At 44.4% G+C, this 14,298-nt stretch carries 18 protein-coding genes and 1 tRNA gene; 14 read left to right on the top strand and 5 right to left on the bottom strand.

Going from position 1 to position 14,298, the window contains the following annotated elements:
• Position 1: 1 nt before the first annotated feature.
• The 4 genes from ACYVD4_RS29435 to tgt all read right to left on the bottom strand — a co-directional run bounded on the left by ACYVD4_RS29435 (position 2) and on the right by tgt (position 6,104).
• A complete protein-coding gene (locus ACYVD4_RS29435; protein ID WP_460951740.1) occupies positions 2–1,336 on the bottom strand; it encodes a nucleotide sugar dehydrogenase in 1,335 nt (444 codons plus the stop codon).
• Positions 1,308–2,423, bottom strand: coding sequence for a GNVR domain-containing protein (locus ACYVD4_RS29430; protein ID WP_460951738.1), 1,116 nt, complete (start codon positions 2,421–2,423; stop codon positions 1,308–1,310). Before ACYVD4_RS29430 ends, ACYVD4_RS29435 begins: the two co-directional genes overlap by 29 nt.
• A 45-nt stretch (positions 2,424–2,468) precedes the next feature.
• On the bottom strand, positions 2,469–4,766 hold the full coding sequence (locus ACYVD4_RS29425; protein ID WP_460951736.1) for an SLBB domain-containing protein: 2,298 nt from the start codon (positions 4,764–4,766) through the stop codon (positions 2,469–2,471).
• Positions 4,767–4,973: 207 nt separating this feature from the next.
• Complete coding sequence (tgt, locus tag ACYVD4_RS29420; RefSeq protein WP_460951735.1) at positions 4,974–6,104, bottom strand: tRNA guanosine(34) transglycosylase Tgt; 1,131 nt, start codon at positions 6,102–6,104, stop codon at positions 4,974–4,976.
• A 152-nt stretch (positions 6,105–6,256) separates the two neighbouring features.
• Here tgt and ACYVD4_RS29415 point away from each other — a divergent pair, with 152 nt between their 5' ends.
• From ACYVD4_RS29415 to ACYVD4_RS29390, 6 genes are all read left to right on the top strand, one after another.
• Positions 6,257–7,441 (top strand): glycosyltransferase, encoded by a 1,185-nt coding sequence (locus ACYVD4_RS29415; protein WP_460951733.1) that lies wholly within the window; start codon positions 6,257–6,259, stop codon positions 7,439–7,441.
• 39 nt (positions 7,442–7,480) lie between these two features.
• Entirely contained in the window at positions 7,481–8,110 is a 630-nt protein-coding gene (gene rsmG, locus ACYVD4_RS29410; RefSeq protein ID WP_460951731.1) for a 16S rRNA (guanine(527)-N(7))-methyltransferase RsmG, read from the top strand.
• Positions 8,111–8,162: 52 nt separating this feature from the next.
• A complete protein-coding gene (locus ACYVD4_RS29405) occupies positions 8,163–8,477 on the top strand; it encodes a hypothetical protein (RefSeq protein WP_460951729.1) in 315 nt (104 codons plus the stop codon).
• 75 nt (positions 8,478–8,552) lie between these two features.
• Positions 8,553–8,626: transfer RNA gene (locus ACYVD4_RS29400), tRNA-Asn, on the top strand.
• A gap of 247 nt (positions 8,627–8,873) precedes the next feature.
• Entirely contained in the window at positions 8,874–10,172 is a 1,299-nt protein-coding gene (locus ACYVD4_RS29395) for a tyrosine-type recombinase/integrase (RefSeq protein ID WP_460951728.1), read from the top strand.
• 78 nt (positions 10,173–10,250) lie between these two features.
• Positions 10,251–10,523: a hypothetical protein gene (locus ACYVD4_RS29390; protein ID WP_460951727.1), complete on the top strand. Its 273-nt coding sequence runs from the start codon at positions 10,251–10,253 to the stop codon at positions 10,521–10,523.
• Positions 10,524–10,583: 60 nt separating this feature from the next.
• On the opposite strand, the gene ACYVD4_RS29385 is transcribed toward ACYVD4_RS29390, so the two are convergent.
• Complete coding sequence (locus tag ACYVD4_RS29385; protein WP_460951726.1) at positions 10,584–10,808, bottom strand: hypothetical protein; 225 nt, start codon at positions 10,806–10,808, stop codon at positions 10,584–10,586.
• A gap of 79 nt (positions 10,809–10,887) precedes the next feature.
• On the opposite strand from ACYVD4_RS29385, the gene ACYVD4_RS29380 reads away from it, so the two are divergent.
• The 8 genes from ACYVD4_RS29380 to ACYVD4_RS29345 all read left to right on the top strand — a co-directional run bounded on the left by ACYVD4_RS29380 (position 10,888) and on the right by ACYVD4_RS29345 (position 14,247).
• Positions 10,888–11,550 (top strand): hypothetical protein, encoded by a 663-nt coding sequence (locus tag ACYVD4_RS29380; protein ID WP_460951724.1) that lies wholly within the window; start codon positions 10,888–10,890, stop codon positions 11,548–11,550.
• Between the two features lie 235 nt (positions 11,551–11,785).
• On the top strand, positions 11,786–12,157 hold the full coding sequence (locus ACYVD4_RS29375) for a hypothetical protein (RefSeq protein WP_460951722.1): 372 nt from the start codon (positions 11,786–11,788) through the stop codon (positions 12,155–12,157).
• Between the two features lie 309 nt (positions 12,158–12,466).
• A complete protein-coding gene (locus ACYVD4_RS29370; protein WP_460951720.1) occupies positions 12,467–12,616 on the top strand; it encodes a hypothetical protein in 150 nt (49 codons plus the stop codon).
• A gap of 14 nt (positions 12,617–12,630) precedes the next feature.
• On the top strand, positions 12,631–12,816 hold the full coding sequence (locus ACYVD4_RS29365; RefSeq protein ID WP_460951719.1) for a hypothetical protein: 186 nt from the start codon (positions 12,631–12,633) through the stop codon (positions 12,814–12,816).
• Positions 12,817–12,848: 32 nt separating this feature from the next.
• On the top strand, positions 12,849–13,076 hold the full coding sequence (locus ACYVD4_RS29360) for a hypothetical protein (protein ID WP_460951717.1): 228 nt from the start codon (positions 12,849–12,851) through the stop codon (positions 13,074–13,076).
• A gap of 192 nt (positions 13,077–13,268) precedes the next feature.
• Complete coding sequence (locus ACYVD4_RS29355) at positions 13,269–13,742, top strand: hypothetical protein (protein ID WP_460951716.1); 474 nt, start codon at positions 13,269–13,271, stop codon at positions 13,740–13,742.
• Positions 13,739–13,990, top strand: coding sequence for a hypothetical protein (locus ACYVD4_RS29350; RefSeq protein ID WP_460951714.1), 252 nt, complete (start codon positions 13,739–13,741; stop codon positions 13,988–13,990). Before ACYVD4_RS29355 ends, ACYVD4_RS29350 begins: the two co-directional genes overlap by 4 nt.
• Before the next feature lie 14 nt (positions 13,991–14,004).
• Complete coding sequence (locus ACYVD4_RS29345; protein ID WP_460951712.1) at positions 14,005–14,247, top strand: hypothetical protein; 243 nt, start codon at positions 14,005–14,007, stop codon at positions 14,245–14,247.
• Positions 14,248–14,298 lie beyond the last annotated feature (51 nt).

The raw sequence follows: 14,298 nt of genomic DNA, 5'->3' as shown, positions 1-14,298 counted from the left end.
TTTACATCCGCCAATAATCTATACCATCTTCGGCCGACACAGTATATAATCCTTTAATATCCAACAGAATAGGCTTTTGTGTCATTAGTAACTTGAGGTACGGTATGTCTAACGCCCGATACTGGTCATGGCCAACAGCAACGATAACGGCATCGTAATTGGCGGAAGGTGTATCCATCAGCGTCATACGGTATTCGTGTGCAACCTCGTTTGGTGACGCGTGTGGATCGACCAAGTGAACATTGATCGCGTATTTCATCAACTCGCGTACTAACTCCACGACTTTTGAATTGCGGATATCCGATACGTTCTCTTTAAATGTTAATCCCATCACCAGCACTTTTGTCTGTCGCGGGTTTTTCCCCTGCCTGATCAGCATTTGCAGCAGTTTCGCCACGATATAGGCCGGTACGCCGTCATTAATACGTCGTCCAGAATTGATGACTTGCGGATCGTAACCTAGCTGGCGGGATTTGTAAAGCAGATAATATGGGTCGATACCGATGCAGTGCCCACCAACGAGGCCGGGCGTAAACGGCAGGAAATTCCATTTTGTTCGGGCAGCCTTCAGCACTTCATGCGTATCGACGCCCATTTTATCGAAAATAATAGCCAGTTCATTCATGAGCGAGATGTTCAGATCGCGCTGAACGTTCTCAATAACTTTGGCAGCTTCGGCCACCTTAATTGTAGGCGCTTCATAAACACCTGCCCGAATGATGGCCCGATAAACCTCGGCGATTTCCTGAAGTGCTTCGGCATCGCTACCCGAAACAACTTTTAGAATATCAGGAAGTTTCCTGAGTTTATCGCCGGGGTTTATACGTTCGGGCGAATAACCAATCTTAAAATCTCGTCCGAGCATCAGGCCGGAGTTTTGCTCAAGAATAGGCAGGCAATCATCTTCCGTACAACCTGGGTATACAGTTGATTCATAAACGACATAATCGCCGGGCTTCAATACCTGTCCGATTGTTTCAGAAGCCCGTTGAAGCGGTTTTAGATCAGGCACTTTATATTCATCGACCGGTGTAGGAACGGCTACTACAAAAAAATGCGCCGATTTAAGAACATTTACATCCGTCGTAAACAGAATATCAGCCTGAGCAAAATTGTCGCTAGTCATCTCGCGCGATGGATCTTCTCCCCGCTGCATCATCGCAATCCGTTCAGCGTTAATATCATAACCAATCACCCGAAACTGACGGGCAAATTCGAGTGCAATCGGTAGCCCAACATAGCCAAGCCCGATAACGGCAATCTGTTTTTCTTTAGATTTAAGTGCGTTGAACAAAGGGATAGCCGGTTTAGGAAGTATGTATTTCTGTTGCGCCATGAGAAGCCTGTAACGTAGCACGCCATTTTGCAGTTAGGTCAATCTGTTGCAGTAGTAACCAAATCAGTCCCACCATAAAGCCCACAGTAGTAAAAACCAGTACCATTAACGTGCGTTTCGGCGACGATCGTTGAACAGGAATTTTAGCGGGTTCGAGAATCTTAAAAACGGGCGTTCGCTCCTGCACTTTCAGCTTTGCCTGCTCAAACTGCCGCGATAGTTCGGTGTAAACCGTTTGTGCAATTGCAAGTTCTGATTCAGTACGTTGTTTTTCCATGGTAGCCGCCTGCACTACGTAGTATTTATGCTGATCGTTATAGTGAAACGCAGCGTATTGAGCCGATTGATACCGTTGTCGGGCTTCCTGTAGCCGTTGGGTATAAAACTGTAAATCCTGCCGAGCTTTCTCTGTCCGATAATCTGTTACGTATTGAGTCAGATAATTCATGGCCAACTGAGCCACTGATGCAGCCGCATTGGCATCGGGCATCTGGGCAGTGATGCTAATAATGCCCGACCGCGTATCGAGTTTTGCACTCACTCGTCGCCCAACCTCTTCCAGCAAATCCTGCTGACGACGGGTCAGTCGAACTGGCTTCCCGGTAACGGGTTTGGTCAATTTTTCACGTTTATCAATTCCGTTCCGAAACCAACGCCGAATTGATAAGCCATCGGAAGTCATCAATAGATTGGCAATTGTGGTTACGATACTGTCAGACGTAGTAATAGGTTGTTCCAGTAAATAAAGCCCGAATGGTGTGCTTTGGATTACGTTCGGATACAAGTCAGGACGGACAGCATCCATTCCTTCAGAATCTGAAAAATCCATTCCGGCAAACCCCGCAACCGATGCCAGCCGTTTCACTACGTCGCTTGAACCACTGTTCATTTCGGGCATAATTCTGGCTTCCGACACAAACTCAGGTTGGGTTAATAATGCGGCAGCTACACCCAGCATAGTTGCTAAACCGGTAATTTTTAGCAATCCAGAACGACCCTCCCAGCTTATACGTAGCAAATTTGGCAAGGATAAATCCAGCCAGAATTTTGCTGATGTGCCTGAAGAACGAGTCGATTGCTGTATCATATTATGCTGAGAAAAATTAGTTCATATAAGAAGATTTGCTCCGTATCAGTTTATAAAAATGCGCAACGCAGTCAGAATAACGGCCACACCTGAGCCAATCACCGTCAATAGTGCCACTCGCTCGGTAGGTGATGATTTGGTTGATTCAGAAGTTGGTCGGGCAGGCACAATTAGTTCAGCACCACGACTTATGACAGGAAATCGCCGAAAAAATAAAAACGATTTAGTTGGCTGAATTTTTCCGTTAGCAGCAATGGCATACGCTTGTCGCCGAATGGCTTTCCGTGTAAACCCGCCCGCTTCATCGATATATGTACGAAATGACTTGTTAGCCTCAAAATCGACCGTAGCGGGATTCAATACCTCACCACGAATCCGAACAACATCTGGCCGACGCGGTATCACCAATGTATCCCCATCTTCGAGCAATAAATTACCTGAAATCTGCGGATCTGTCAGGAGTCTATCCAACTTGATCGATATCCGTTCATTCTGCCGAGAAAAATGAGCTGCCGGCAGATAAGCATCTGATTTCAAACCACCTGCCCGGCTGATCAAATCCGTAATACGGTCCGTCGATGTGCTGATGGCATACGTACCGGGATATTTTACTTCACCAAACAAGACCGCGCTTTTCTGCTTTTCGTAACGCGGAGATGTACGCACAAATACCTGATCGAACGGATTGAGTATCAAGCGAGCATCGGCCGGATTCAATCGCAAATTTTTATCAATATCGAACGTGAATAACCGGAGGTTTTGCCCTTCCGATAAATCGGATGTATCATTCGCAACACGCCGGGCAATTTCCATTCGTAACGCCGTAGCTCCTTCCGAAAACCCACCCGCCCGAATTACCAGCTCGGCAACAGTCATGCTGTCAGCAAAATCGAACGTACCGGGTCTGTTGACAGCTCCTAGAATCGAAATTTTTCGTTCTTCTCGTAATTCACCGACAGCTAAAATCTGTACTACGTCTTCGCGCTGAAGCAGAACGTCTGGAATTTCACTACGTAGCAGTTTACCAATATCAATTGAGCTTACTTCCGGATCTAGGTTTGGCCGTAATCGTTGAATGAGTGCCCGATTAAGAAAAGCATCTTCGCGAAGTCCTTCGGCACTTTTGATAAGTTGCTTTAGGCTGGAATTTTTCTCTAATGCATAGTCTCCCGGACGAAAAACGGCCCCTTTAATTGAAACTTTGTTCGTAAATCGTCCCAGAATAGACCCAATCCGAACTTTATCACCTGATTGGGGTATAAACGTAACAACCTCATTTTCAGACAACGTAATAATTTTATGATCCGTTGACGTGTTTCGCTGTATAGGAATCGAAGCGGTATATGCCTGATCGGTAGTACCTCCGGCAAAATTCAGCACGTTACGTAGCGTTTCGCCCGAACGTACTTCATAAATACCCGGTTGCTTTACCTCTCCTATCAGCTCAACATGGGTTTGATAATGATCTACGAAAATTATATCCTGATCGAATAGGCGCACATTGTCTTTTTGATCGGCCCGAAGCAGAAAATCGTAGCAATCGATAGTCCGAATCAGTCTATTATTTCGATACAGACGAATAGTGCGGAATGAGCCTTTTTCAGGATCAGGCCCACCAGCAGCATATAAGGCATTGAAAACAGTAGCCAGTGATGACATCGTGTAAGTTCCCGGCCGAACAACCCGCCCCAACAAATTAACCTGTATACTGCGCACACTACCGAGTGTAAGTTGTGCGTAAATGCCACTTTTCGGTGTGTTCAGCCCTTGAAAAAGCAGCCTTAATCGGCTAACGATACGTTGTTCTGCTTGTTCTATCGTTAATCCATTTACATAAACAGGACCTAGATTTTCAATCCGTACGCTACCTTCTGGGCTAACTTTTGGGCGATATGTTTGCTGAGCATTCCCATAAATATCCACAATCAATTCATCATCAGGCCCGACAACGTAGTGGCGCGGAGTAGGGATACGTAGATTAGGCTCAAATGATAAATTGCTGTTGCTAAATAACGTAGCACCAAATACGGGCAATTCCGACGTAGTAGTAACTGCCTTATTCACCACAGGAGCTGTTGGTGTGACTGGTTGCGACCGTGCTACGTTCAGCTCACTAACTTGCGCGGTTGGCGAGTTCGTTTTTTCCAATAAATGGCTAATACGTTGTCGCATACGATTAATGTCAGACGTAGTGAATCCACGTGTTTTAGCAAGTGATTCAATTTGCGCTTCTGTCATTCCACTCGCCTTGGTTTGTTGCACAAATTGTTGTACCTGCTCATCAGTCAAATTCTGGGTGTTTTGCGCCCATACTGCTACGTTGGCCAATCCAGTGAGTGCCAAAATCAGAAGTCTGATTTTTGGGGATAAACAAGTTTTTTTTGTGTATAAAGACACTTCCTCTTTAGTAAGTTACATTTGGCTGTCGACTATAATATGTCACTTCTATATACATCTGACTTACCTAAGACGAAAAGAAGCGCCAAAAGTCTCCTTATTGTATATTTAGGAGACTTTTGGCGCTTCTTAGCAGTAGTTTTTGTACTATTGCTATAATCGTTGCATCAATCTGACAACCATCTCATTTTTCCAGGAAACAAAATCACCAGCTTCAATATGAGCCCTCGCCTGCCGAACGAGCCATAGATAAAATGTGAGATTATGAACACTTGCCACCTGGCCTCCCAAAATTTCTTCTGCCTTAAATAAATGCCGGAGATATGCTTTTGAATAGAACGTACTGGCATATCCGCCCAGATTAGTATCTATGGGACTAAAATCGCGGCTCCATTTTTCGTTTTTTATATTGATAACCCCCTCTGTCGTGAACAAAATACCGTGACGTGCATTTCGTGTTGGCATCACACAGTCGAACATATCAACACCTAGAGCAATGGCTTCCAGAATGTTAGCGGGCGTACCAACCCCCATCAAATAACGCGGTTTATCGGCGGGCAGAATTCCATTAACAAGTTCAATGGTTGTATACATCTCTTCGGCCGGTTCGCCAACAGCCAATCCACCAATTGCATTGCCCTCACGTTCTTTGCTGGCAATGTATTCGGCTGACTGTCGACGTAAATCGGCGTATGTACTCCCCTGCACAATTGGAAATAAAGTTTGCTTATAACCGTAGTGCCCTTCGGTTTCATCAAATCGGGTAAGGCAGCGGTCGAGCCAGCGGTGGGTCATTTCCATTGATCGACGTGCGTATCCATACTCACACGGATAGGGCGTGCATTCATCGAAGGCCATAATAATATCGGCACCAATCACCCGCTGAATATCCATCACACCTTCCGGCGTAAAGATGTGTTTTGACCCGTCGATATGTGATTTGAACGTAACACCTTCTTCTTTAATCTTTCGCGTATCCGACAGCGAATACACCTGATATCCGCCCGAATCGGTTAGAATTGGCCTGCGCCAGCCATTGAATCCATGCAATCCGCCCGCCTGACGTAGTATATCGAGTCCGGGGCGTAGATACAGGTGATACGTATTGCCGAGAATAATTTCGGCATTGATATCGGTTTCGAGTTCGCGCTGGTGAACTGCTTTCACCGTTCCTGCCGTACCGACGGGCATAAAAATTGGCGTTTGAATTGGCCCATGGTCAGTTGTCAGGACGCCCGTACGGGCCTTCGACTGCGCATCGTGAGCAGTGATCGAAAATGTCATACTACAAAGATAGGCAGGAATGAGAGGAGCGAGAAAAAAGTGTCGATCTGTGCTGCTACGTAGTTGTTGTTTCTTCGTCGGTTGCTCCTTTCTTAGCTATCTTTGCTTTTTCAACCAAAATCAGCGCATTAGCGAGTAAACCTTTCCGATCCGTGATCACTACGTTACTGATAATCTGGCTAATCGTAGTCAGTATTCAGCTTGTCTATATTTTATTTATTTACTCCCGAACGGCCTTTTACCGGCAACCCGACATCAATGTTGCTGATGCTACGTTGGTTCAGGAAAATACGTTGGGCGTTACAGTTGTTGTTTGCGCTCGTAACGAGCTTCAGAATCTAATCGAACTACTTCCGTTATTAGATGCTCAGAATTACCCGGTGTTTGAAGTAATCGTGATGGACGATCGTTCTTCGGACGGCACCCAGTTTTTTCTTGAACAGGCAATTCAGCCCCTTCGTCATGTTCGATACATACGTATCGACAAGGAGCATGAACATATAACTCCCAAAAAATACGCACTGACGATTGCTCTCAAAAAAGCGGCTTACCCCCTTGTTTTATTGACTGATGCCGATTGCCGTCCAGCTTCAACCGACTGGATTTCGGGAATGGTTTCTCCATTAGCCGAAGGTACGAAAGCCATTACGTTAGGCTTCTCGCCCTATACGTATCGCTCTGGTTTTTTGAATTTATTGATTCGTTCCGAAACCTTATTTACGGCCGTCCAGTACTTTTCGCTGGCATTGGCAAGGCGTCCTTACATGGGTGTCGGTCGAAATTTAAGCTATAGAACAAACTTGTTTTTTGAGAACAAAGGGTTCTATACGCACATGAACGTAGTAGGTGGCGACGACGATTTATTTATCAATGAAGTAGCGACAGGTCGAAATACTGCGATTTGCTTACATCCAGATACCTTTATGTGGTCGGAGCCTAAAACAAGCTGGTCGGAATGGCGTCGCCAAAAACGTCGTCACCTGCATGTTGGCCGATATTATCAATCTGGCCATAAATTCCGGTTAGGGTTATTAATTAGCTCACACGTACTGACATGGCTCATCGCGCTAGGCGTTGGAGGAGTTGTTTTATATCACGAACTACGGGCGATTTCTTTCTCCCTGAATGAATGGTTATTTTTGCAGATCAGTGCTGGTACCTTTATATTACGATTACTGTTTTTTTGGGGAATTGTTGGACGTATTGGTTATCGTCTGGCCCATACCATCCATTGGATCAGTATGCCATTCATCGACTTCCTATTAGCTATGTATTATGGACTAGCGTCTCTAAGAACGCTTTTTTCACGACCCAAAAAAAGGATATACTGGCGCTAATTGTTAGCAATATCAGCTTTACGTCTATTTCTCGGCTTTATGAATATCGACCTTATTATAAAATACTTTCCTGATTTAACAGATATTCAGAAAGAGCGTTTTGCGGCTCTGGAAGGCCTTTATAGTGATTGGAATGCTAAAATTAACGTTATATCCCGGCAGGATATTGATGCGCTATACGAAAAGCATGTTCTTCATTCGCTGGGGATTGCCAAGATTGTAACCTTTAAGCCAGGTACCGAAATTCTGGATGTAGGTACAGGGGGAGGGTTTCCAGGGATTCCGCTAGCCATTTTGTTTCCATTAGTTGATTTTCATCTGGTAGATAGTATTGGAAAGAAAATTAAAGTAGTGAATGAGATTGCCAATGCACTAGGGTTGACCAATGTAAAGGCCGAGCAGATCAGGGTTGAGCAGTTAAAAACAACCTACGATTTTGTGATAAGTCGGGCAGTTACCCGCCTAAAACCTTTTTTGGGTTGGGTACGCTACAAAATACATAAATCGGGTAACAACGACCGCCCCAATGGCGTTTTGTATCTAAAAGGTGGAGATCTGGCGGAAGAACTAGCCGAAGTCTCTGACCGTTACCGGGTTTACGAACTTTCCGACTATTTTGAAGAAGCATTTTTTGAAACAAAAAAAGTAATTTATATACCTAAAAAATAACAGGGATTTAGCAGATTTATAGGCTAAAATGCTAAATCCCGGTTCAGAAACCATGGCAGAAACATTTCGCAGCAGTAGTTTTAAAGACCCTATCAGACGTGACGAAGTCGAATTTAATGATAAGGGTGTTACCTTTCGGGAGAAAAAATTAATCGGCGGCACCGATAATTTTGTGTTTTATTCTGACATCTCAGGCGTAGAGATTGACAATGGGTTATTTTTTGCCACAATACGTGTCATTCCTCGAGCACGACCACAGATTGTTCTCAACAATTTCACTAAAAGCGACGCCCGTCGTATAAAAGAGCTCATTCTTCAGAATGTTCCCCATTATGGCCAGGATGCATTTGGAGGCCCAACTCGTTAGCAGACGATTTTTTTACAATATCTCTTGCGCGTTGTTTAGTTTTACATTACTTTTGCACCACAATAATCGACACACTCCCGAATAGCTCAGTCGGTTAGAGCATCTGACTGTTAATCAGAGGGTCGCTGGTTCGAGCCCAGCTTCGGGAGCAAGATTGCCACTTACCAAGTATAAACCCGTCCTGAAAAGGCGGGTTTTCTTGTTTTAAGCCCTATCGGCCAGTAGTCACCTGCAAATCAACTCCCTACAATCCGGTACCACCCTCAGTCCCAAAAAAAACTACCGTTTACTCGTTTGAATACCGTTAACGAAATCTTGCATTAAAAGAACATTAAAGAGGAATAATTAATGATTTCGTTCGCAAAAACGATAAACGAATATGCTTTTACGTAAAAAATGTCAATTAGCGTCAAGTTTCGGCTTCGCACGGATCGCGCAAAGGGATCACTTCGCCTTGTTCAGGTTTACATCCGGGTAGATGGCACTGAAGGGTCACCTTGGGGAGTTGTAACCGAACATGGCGACTATCTATGGCTAACTCCTCTACCCACTGGTTCAGAGAAACGAAAACCGGGTGTTGCGTACTGGGATCAGAAAAATCAGGAAGTCGTTGGGCGTGGCGAAGAAATTGACGAAGCCAAAGAGTTGCTGTCTGATATTGAAAGCCGGATTCTACAAATCCGTAAACAGCAGGTTGATCGATTCCGAACGAATAAAGGCCCACAGCCTACCTGTGATACGATAAAGCGGCAATTTCAGACTGGCGTTGTGCCTGTTGTTACGTTTAATCCGTTCGCGCCAACGGCTCCCCATAATCCAGTCCCAACACTGGCGGATGCGTACCGAGCGCATTTAATTACACTTACTGTCAAGAATGGCACATCGGAAGCCTTAGCCCCCGACACAATCAAAAAATGGGAGTACGGCCTGAATTATCTGATCAAGTATCTGGGCGACTCAGAACCTACGTTTATGGCGAATCAGTTATCGAGAGGTTGGGCGAAAATGTATCACACTTGGTTAATGAAACAGGGCATGGCAGCCGATTCCGCCACGCGCTACGTAGCCCGAATCGATGACGTCCTGGAAACCTGTATCGATTTTAAGCTAATTAGTGAAAATCCATTATCGGGGCTGAAACTCCCGCGAGACAAGGACAAAGAAGTTTATTTTCTGGAAGAAGAGGAGGTAAACCGATTCTTTCAGTTAGATATCGCACCTGGCTCTTCCCTGCATGAGAGTTGCTGGTGGATGGGTATAATGATGTTAACAGGACTTGATTATCCAGATGCTAAACGCTACGTATTCAACAGAACCGCTTACGAACGATTTACGCCAGAAGGCAATCCAAAGGTTGTTATTCGGCGTAGTAAGCCGCCAAAAGTTGAATGTCATATTCCGATGTTGCCAGAGCTAAAAGCACTATTGCAACATATACCTACAGGTAAACCCCCTCACCCTGATACGGTAAATAATATGATGCTCGCTGTCGAGGGATTACTGAATTTCCCTGAACGACTTACTATTAAAATTGCTCGTAAAACGGCAGGGGCTATTTTTCTAAGACGTGGTTTTCGACTCGAAGCGGTTAGTAAATTTATGGGGCATTCCAGTGTTGCCATCACAGAGCGTTATTACGTAAAGATTACCGGACGATTTGCAGATAGGGAAATAGATCGAACATCCAGAACATAGCCCACAGTAATACTGGTAGTGGGCACCACTCCGCCACCCACTACCAGTTCCTAGCCAGGCGGAAAAACAACTAAGAACATGAAGATAGAATGTGAAAACGTAAGCGTAGAGCTTGATGAGGTCGTGGAAGCTGATAACTATTTCGTCAGCTTCGTTGCTCAGATCACCAACACAGTGGGCCGTACTTACGATATCACCTACGCGAAAAGTCATGAGAACGACCCTGACTTTCGTGAATCCATACGTGATATCATTGAGCGAGGGGTAAGGCAATACACAGGGAATGTCGCTTACTGCGCAAAAAAGAATGGGATTGTACTGAAAGAGCTAGATATTAAAATAATTCCCTAGCGATCCTACGCAAACACCAACAAGGCCGCACCGGATCGTGTGGCCTTCTCGTGTGGAGGGTTATTCGTAGGAGTCAGCAACGGTTATGGCAGACAAATCGACACCTAACCCATCTAATACTTCCTTTGCTCGTATTGCGTCTTTTTTAGTAAAGCTTCGCCCGTTCGAATTGTGAAGCTTAGACGCCAAATAGCTTTTAGCTCCCGAATTTTTGGGCCACATCAAACGGGCAATTTCCGCCTGATTAATCTTTTTATTAGTAAGCAAAAACTCCTTTACGTCCATGTGGTAAAGATGCAAAAATAGTCTAACAATAGTTGTATTTATATTAGGAAAAGTCTAACTATCGTTATACATTAGTGGTATGAAAGATGAGCAGATTAGTCAAATGGTTTTTACGTCAAGCCCTGCAGTATCGCTGGGCATATTCGATATTGAGCCTAAAGAGATGTTGTTTTATCTCTATTTGCCTATCAAAATGATTGATAGCGGATTAATTGAGATACCTAAACGGCTTCAACTCTACTATCCGTTAGTTCAGAAGGTGCTTTACGATCACTACTCAAACTATCCCTATGATATAGGTGAACGTTATTTGTACCTGACTGCCAAAACATTGTTTGTGACGCCTGACAATATCGGCAACAGACCAGGCTACCACTGTGATGGATTCGGCACAGATGATGTAAACTACCTATGGTACGACAAACATCCGACCATTTTCAATTCAGGCACTTTCGACGTTCGAATGGATGATACATTGGCCTTGCTGGATATGGAAGCACAGGCAAAAGCGGAGAATGAATATTCTTTCCCAGAGAAATCATTAATTCGAATTGATAGCCTAACGATGCATAGAACGCCCGTTATTACTACGTCAGGTGTTCGAACATTCGTGAAAATATCTGTATCAAAGCACAGATATAACCTACAGGGTAACAGCCATAACTACCTGTTCAATTATGACTGGACGCTTCACGAACGGTCTGATATTCGAAATATGGAGAATAAAGATTACCAAAACTAACCCCCTCCCTGTTCGAGGGGCTGCGACAACTAGATACTTCTGCATTGTTGGCAATGAGAACAGATGCAGACAGGTTGGGCCTCTTGCTGGGCCATGAATCTGAGGTTAGGGCTATGCCGTTTCGGATGATGCCTTTCATGTCTCCTACCTGATAAGTTAGATAGCGCGAAAGGGAGACACATTTTAACCATCTCCGCACCGGTTCAGGCTGCGGATAGAACAGGAAAAAGCGATTATGAGAGCACAGTTGTTGTCCGTAATTGATGTAATAGAAAAATTGGCAGACTATCACGCCAGGATTGAGGAAAATCGCGGTGGGCTGCCAGCTTATATAGGTAGCGAAATTCGAACAATATCAAAAGGGCTTTCGGACGTAAAACGACAATTATTAACTACCCCAAGTCACTTTGACTCCCCTGCTTTTTCCTTAGCGCTAAAAAATGCCATAGGTGAAAAGCCCCTGCGGGAAATAGCAGTTGATGCATGTGTGAGTAGTGCTACGCTCTCTCGACTTCAGCGAGGAAACTTGCCAGATATCGAGACATTTGCCACCGTCTGTTTTTGGATGGGAGCCGATCCTTCGCAATTTTTTACGAACAAAACTTAGAAGCTGAGGAAATTTTGTATGTGAGTCATACAGAAGGACTTAGAGCGAGGTTGAAAGATTTATTAACGCTTTATAGTAAGTCCTATTCGCCCCTAAAAACAGGGGACCAGATTGAATACACTCCTTCTGGGGCTACTATGCCGGGCATAGTTCAAATACAGCTGGCGAATTGTGTTGAAGTGCCAGACAAATGGGCGTATGAAACTATCATTATTGATTGTCCACAAACTAGTCAAATCGGGAAGCGATTGACGATTTGGATTAATCGGTCCGAAACGCCTAAAAAGTTAAACTAAACACTCTTTTTTTATGACTAAAGGTGAATTAATCACGCTATTAGAAGCCGATAACTTGCCAGATAATGCGCGAGTGGTGGTAGGCATTGACGGGGAAGAGGTAACAGAAATCACGTTTATAAATGGTTTAATTTGGATAGGCGAAGGTCAACCAAATAAGTAAAAAAAGCTTAAACGATGACAGGTCAGCAACTTATTGATTTAATCAAGCAGCATCAACTCGAAGAGTTTAGGTTGATTGCTAAGTTTTCAGAAGAAACCAAAAGCGAATGGGGTATTACCTTTCGTCAGTTTGATATTGAAGAGTTGGCCGATATTGGGCATTCCGATAAGATAGCTGTTTTGCAAATAAAGGAGCAATAGCCCCTAACGGGTGGTAACGACGAGGAACGAAGATGATGGAAGAGTGGTACGAACGCATCGAGAGCGTGCTGAAAAGTGAAGGATGGGAGATTGATCCTGAAAATAGCTACGTCTTTACAAAACGATTGCAGGGAAAAGCTCTGTATATCTATCCCAGCCTTAAGCTGTTTAAGTATTGGGAGGACATACGGGCACATTCTGAATTCGTAGAAGGTTCTGTGTTGATTTCAGAAAGTGATTTGCTTGCACTGATAAACTAACACCCCCGCACCGGGGAACGAGACAACGATGTTTAATTTACTCATATCTATAATTCCAGCCATTACGATAGCATCGCTTACGGCTCTTCATGATGCGCCTAAGTACGTTACAATATCTATGTTCGTATTGTGTTTGTTTTTGGGCTACATCGCTAATTTGCTTCTGGATATCTTAAATGAACTAAAGGCAAAATGACCCCAACCACACCCACGATTGCCGATTTAGGCCGATTTATCGGTAAGCCGGTACGGTACGAGTTTGCGCTTGATGGCGATTGGCACGAGCGCACAGCAGACTTAACTATTACAACATTAGGTAGATTAGGTATATCGACCCGCAATATTCGCCCAATTCTTCGGCCTTTGGAGAGTCTGACGGAGGAGGAAAAGTACGCGCTGATGATGGTAGCGTTTGGGTGGGAGCAGGGGTATCCCGTGAAGAGCAAAAGCTATTCAACCTACCTTGAATTAAGCGCAAATGGTTATACGCTTGATATTACGATAGATGGCAAGATTGGCGCGGAATGTGACGAAGACGAGATAGGCCCTGCCTATGCTGTTGATATTTACGCGCTTGCCCTCTACAACTACCTCCACAAAATCGGTATCGATGTGAACGGCTGGCTCCAACGCGGGTGGGCGGTTGAAAAGGAGGTGGCGGGATGAAAAGTGAAACACATCTAATCGTAGCTTATGTGTTGATGATGGCATCAATAGCGACAATTATAGGCGTATGCCTTTCAGTGATCTATAAAGCAAAGAAATCACCACCCATCAACCACCGTGACCTGCTTAAAAAGTACATGGATGGTGTGTCGAATGTAGAGGGCGTTACCTTTATTCGTGAATGTGATGTAACGCCTGCTGAATACGCAGAACTGGCAGCGATTGAGAAAGAACTAATTGAGGGATGAGCTATCTTGCAGCTATGAAAAACGATGAACGTACTAGAAAAGCTCTGCACGAGCTAAGTAGAGGTGTTGCTGAAGTTTCTAACCTGCTTGAAACAACAGGCAAAACGATGAGCTGGCTTTTAACTTCCTTATCACCCGACAGCCTGATTGAATTTTGCGCTGATATGGATGAGTCGCAAAAGAAGCGCCTTTTAGCTTATTACGAAGCTAGAGAGCTATATGAACATTGCGCAATAATTCATTTGTTACTCACCTAACCCATGCCCACATATATTTTGATAATTGCAAAAGCGTATTACTTAAAAAAA

The organism is Spirosoma daeguense (genome assembly GCF_054776875.1).
The sequence above is the reverse complement of the archived record's forward strand: the minus strand, read 5'-3'. Positions and strand labels throughout refer to the sequence as shown.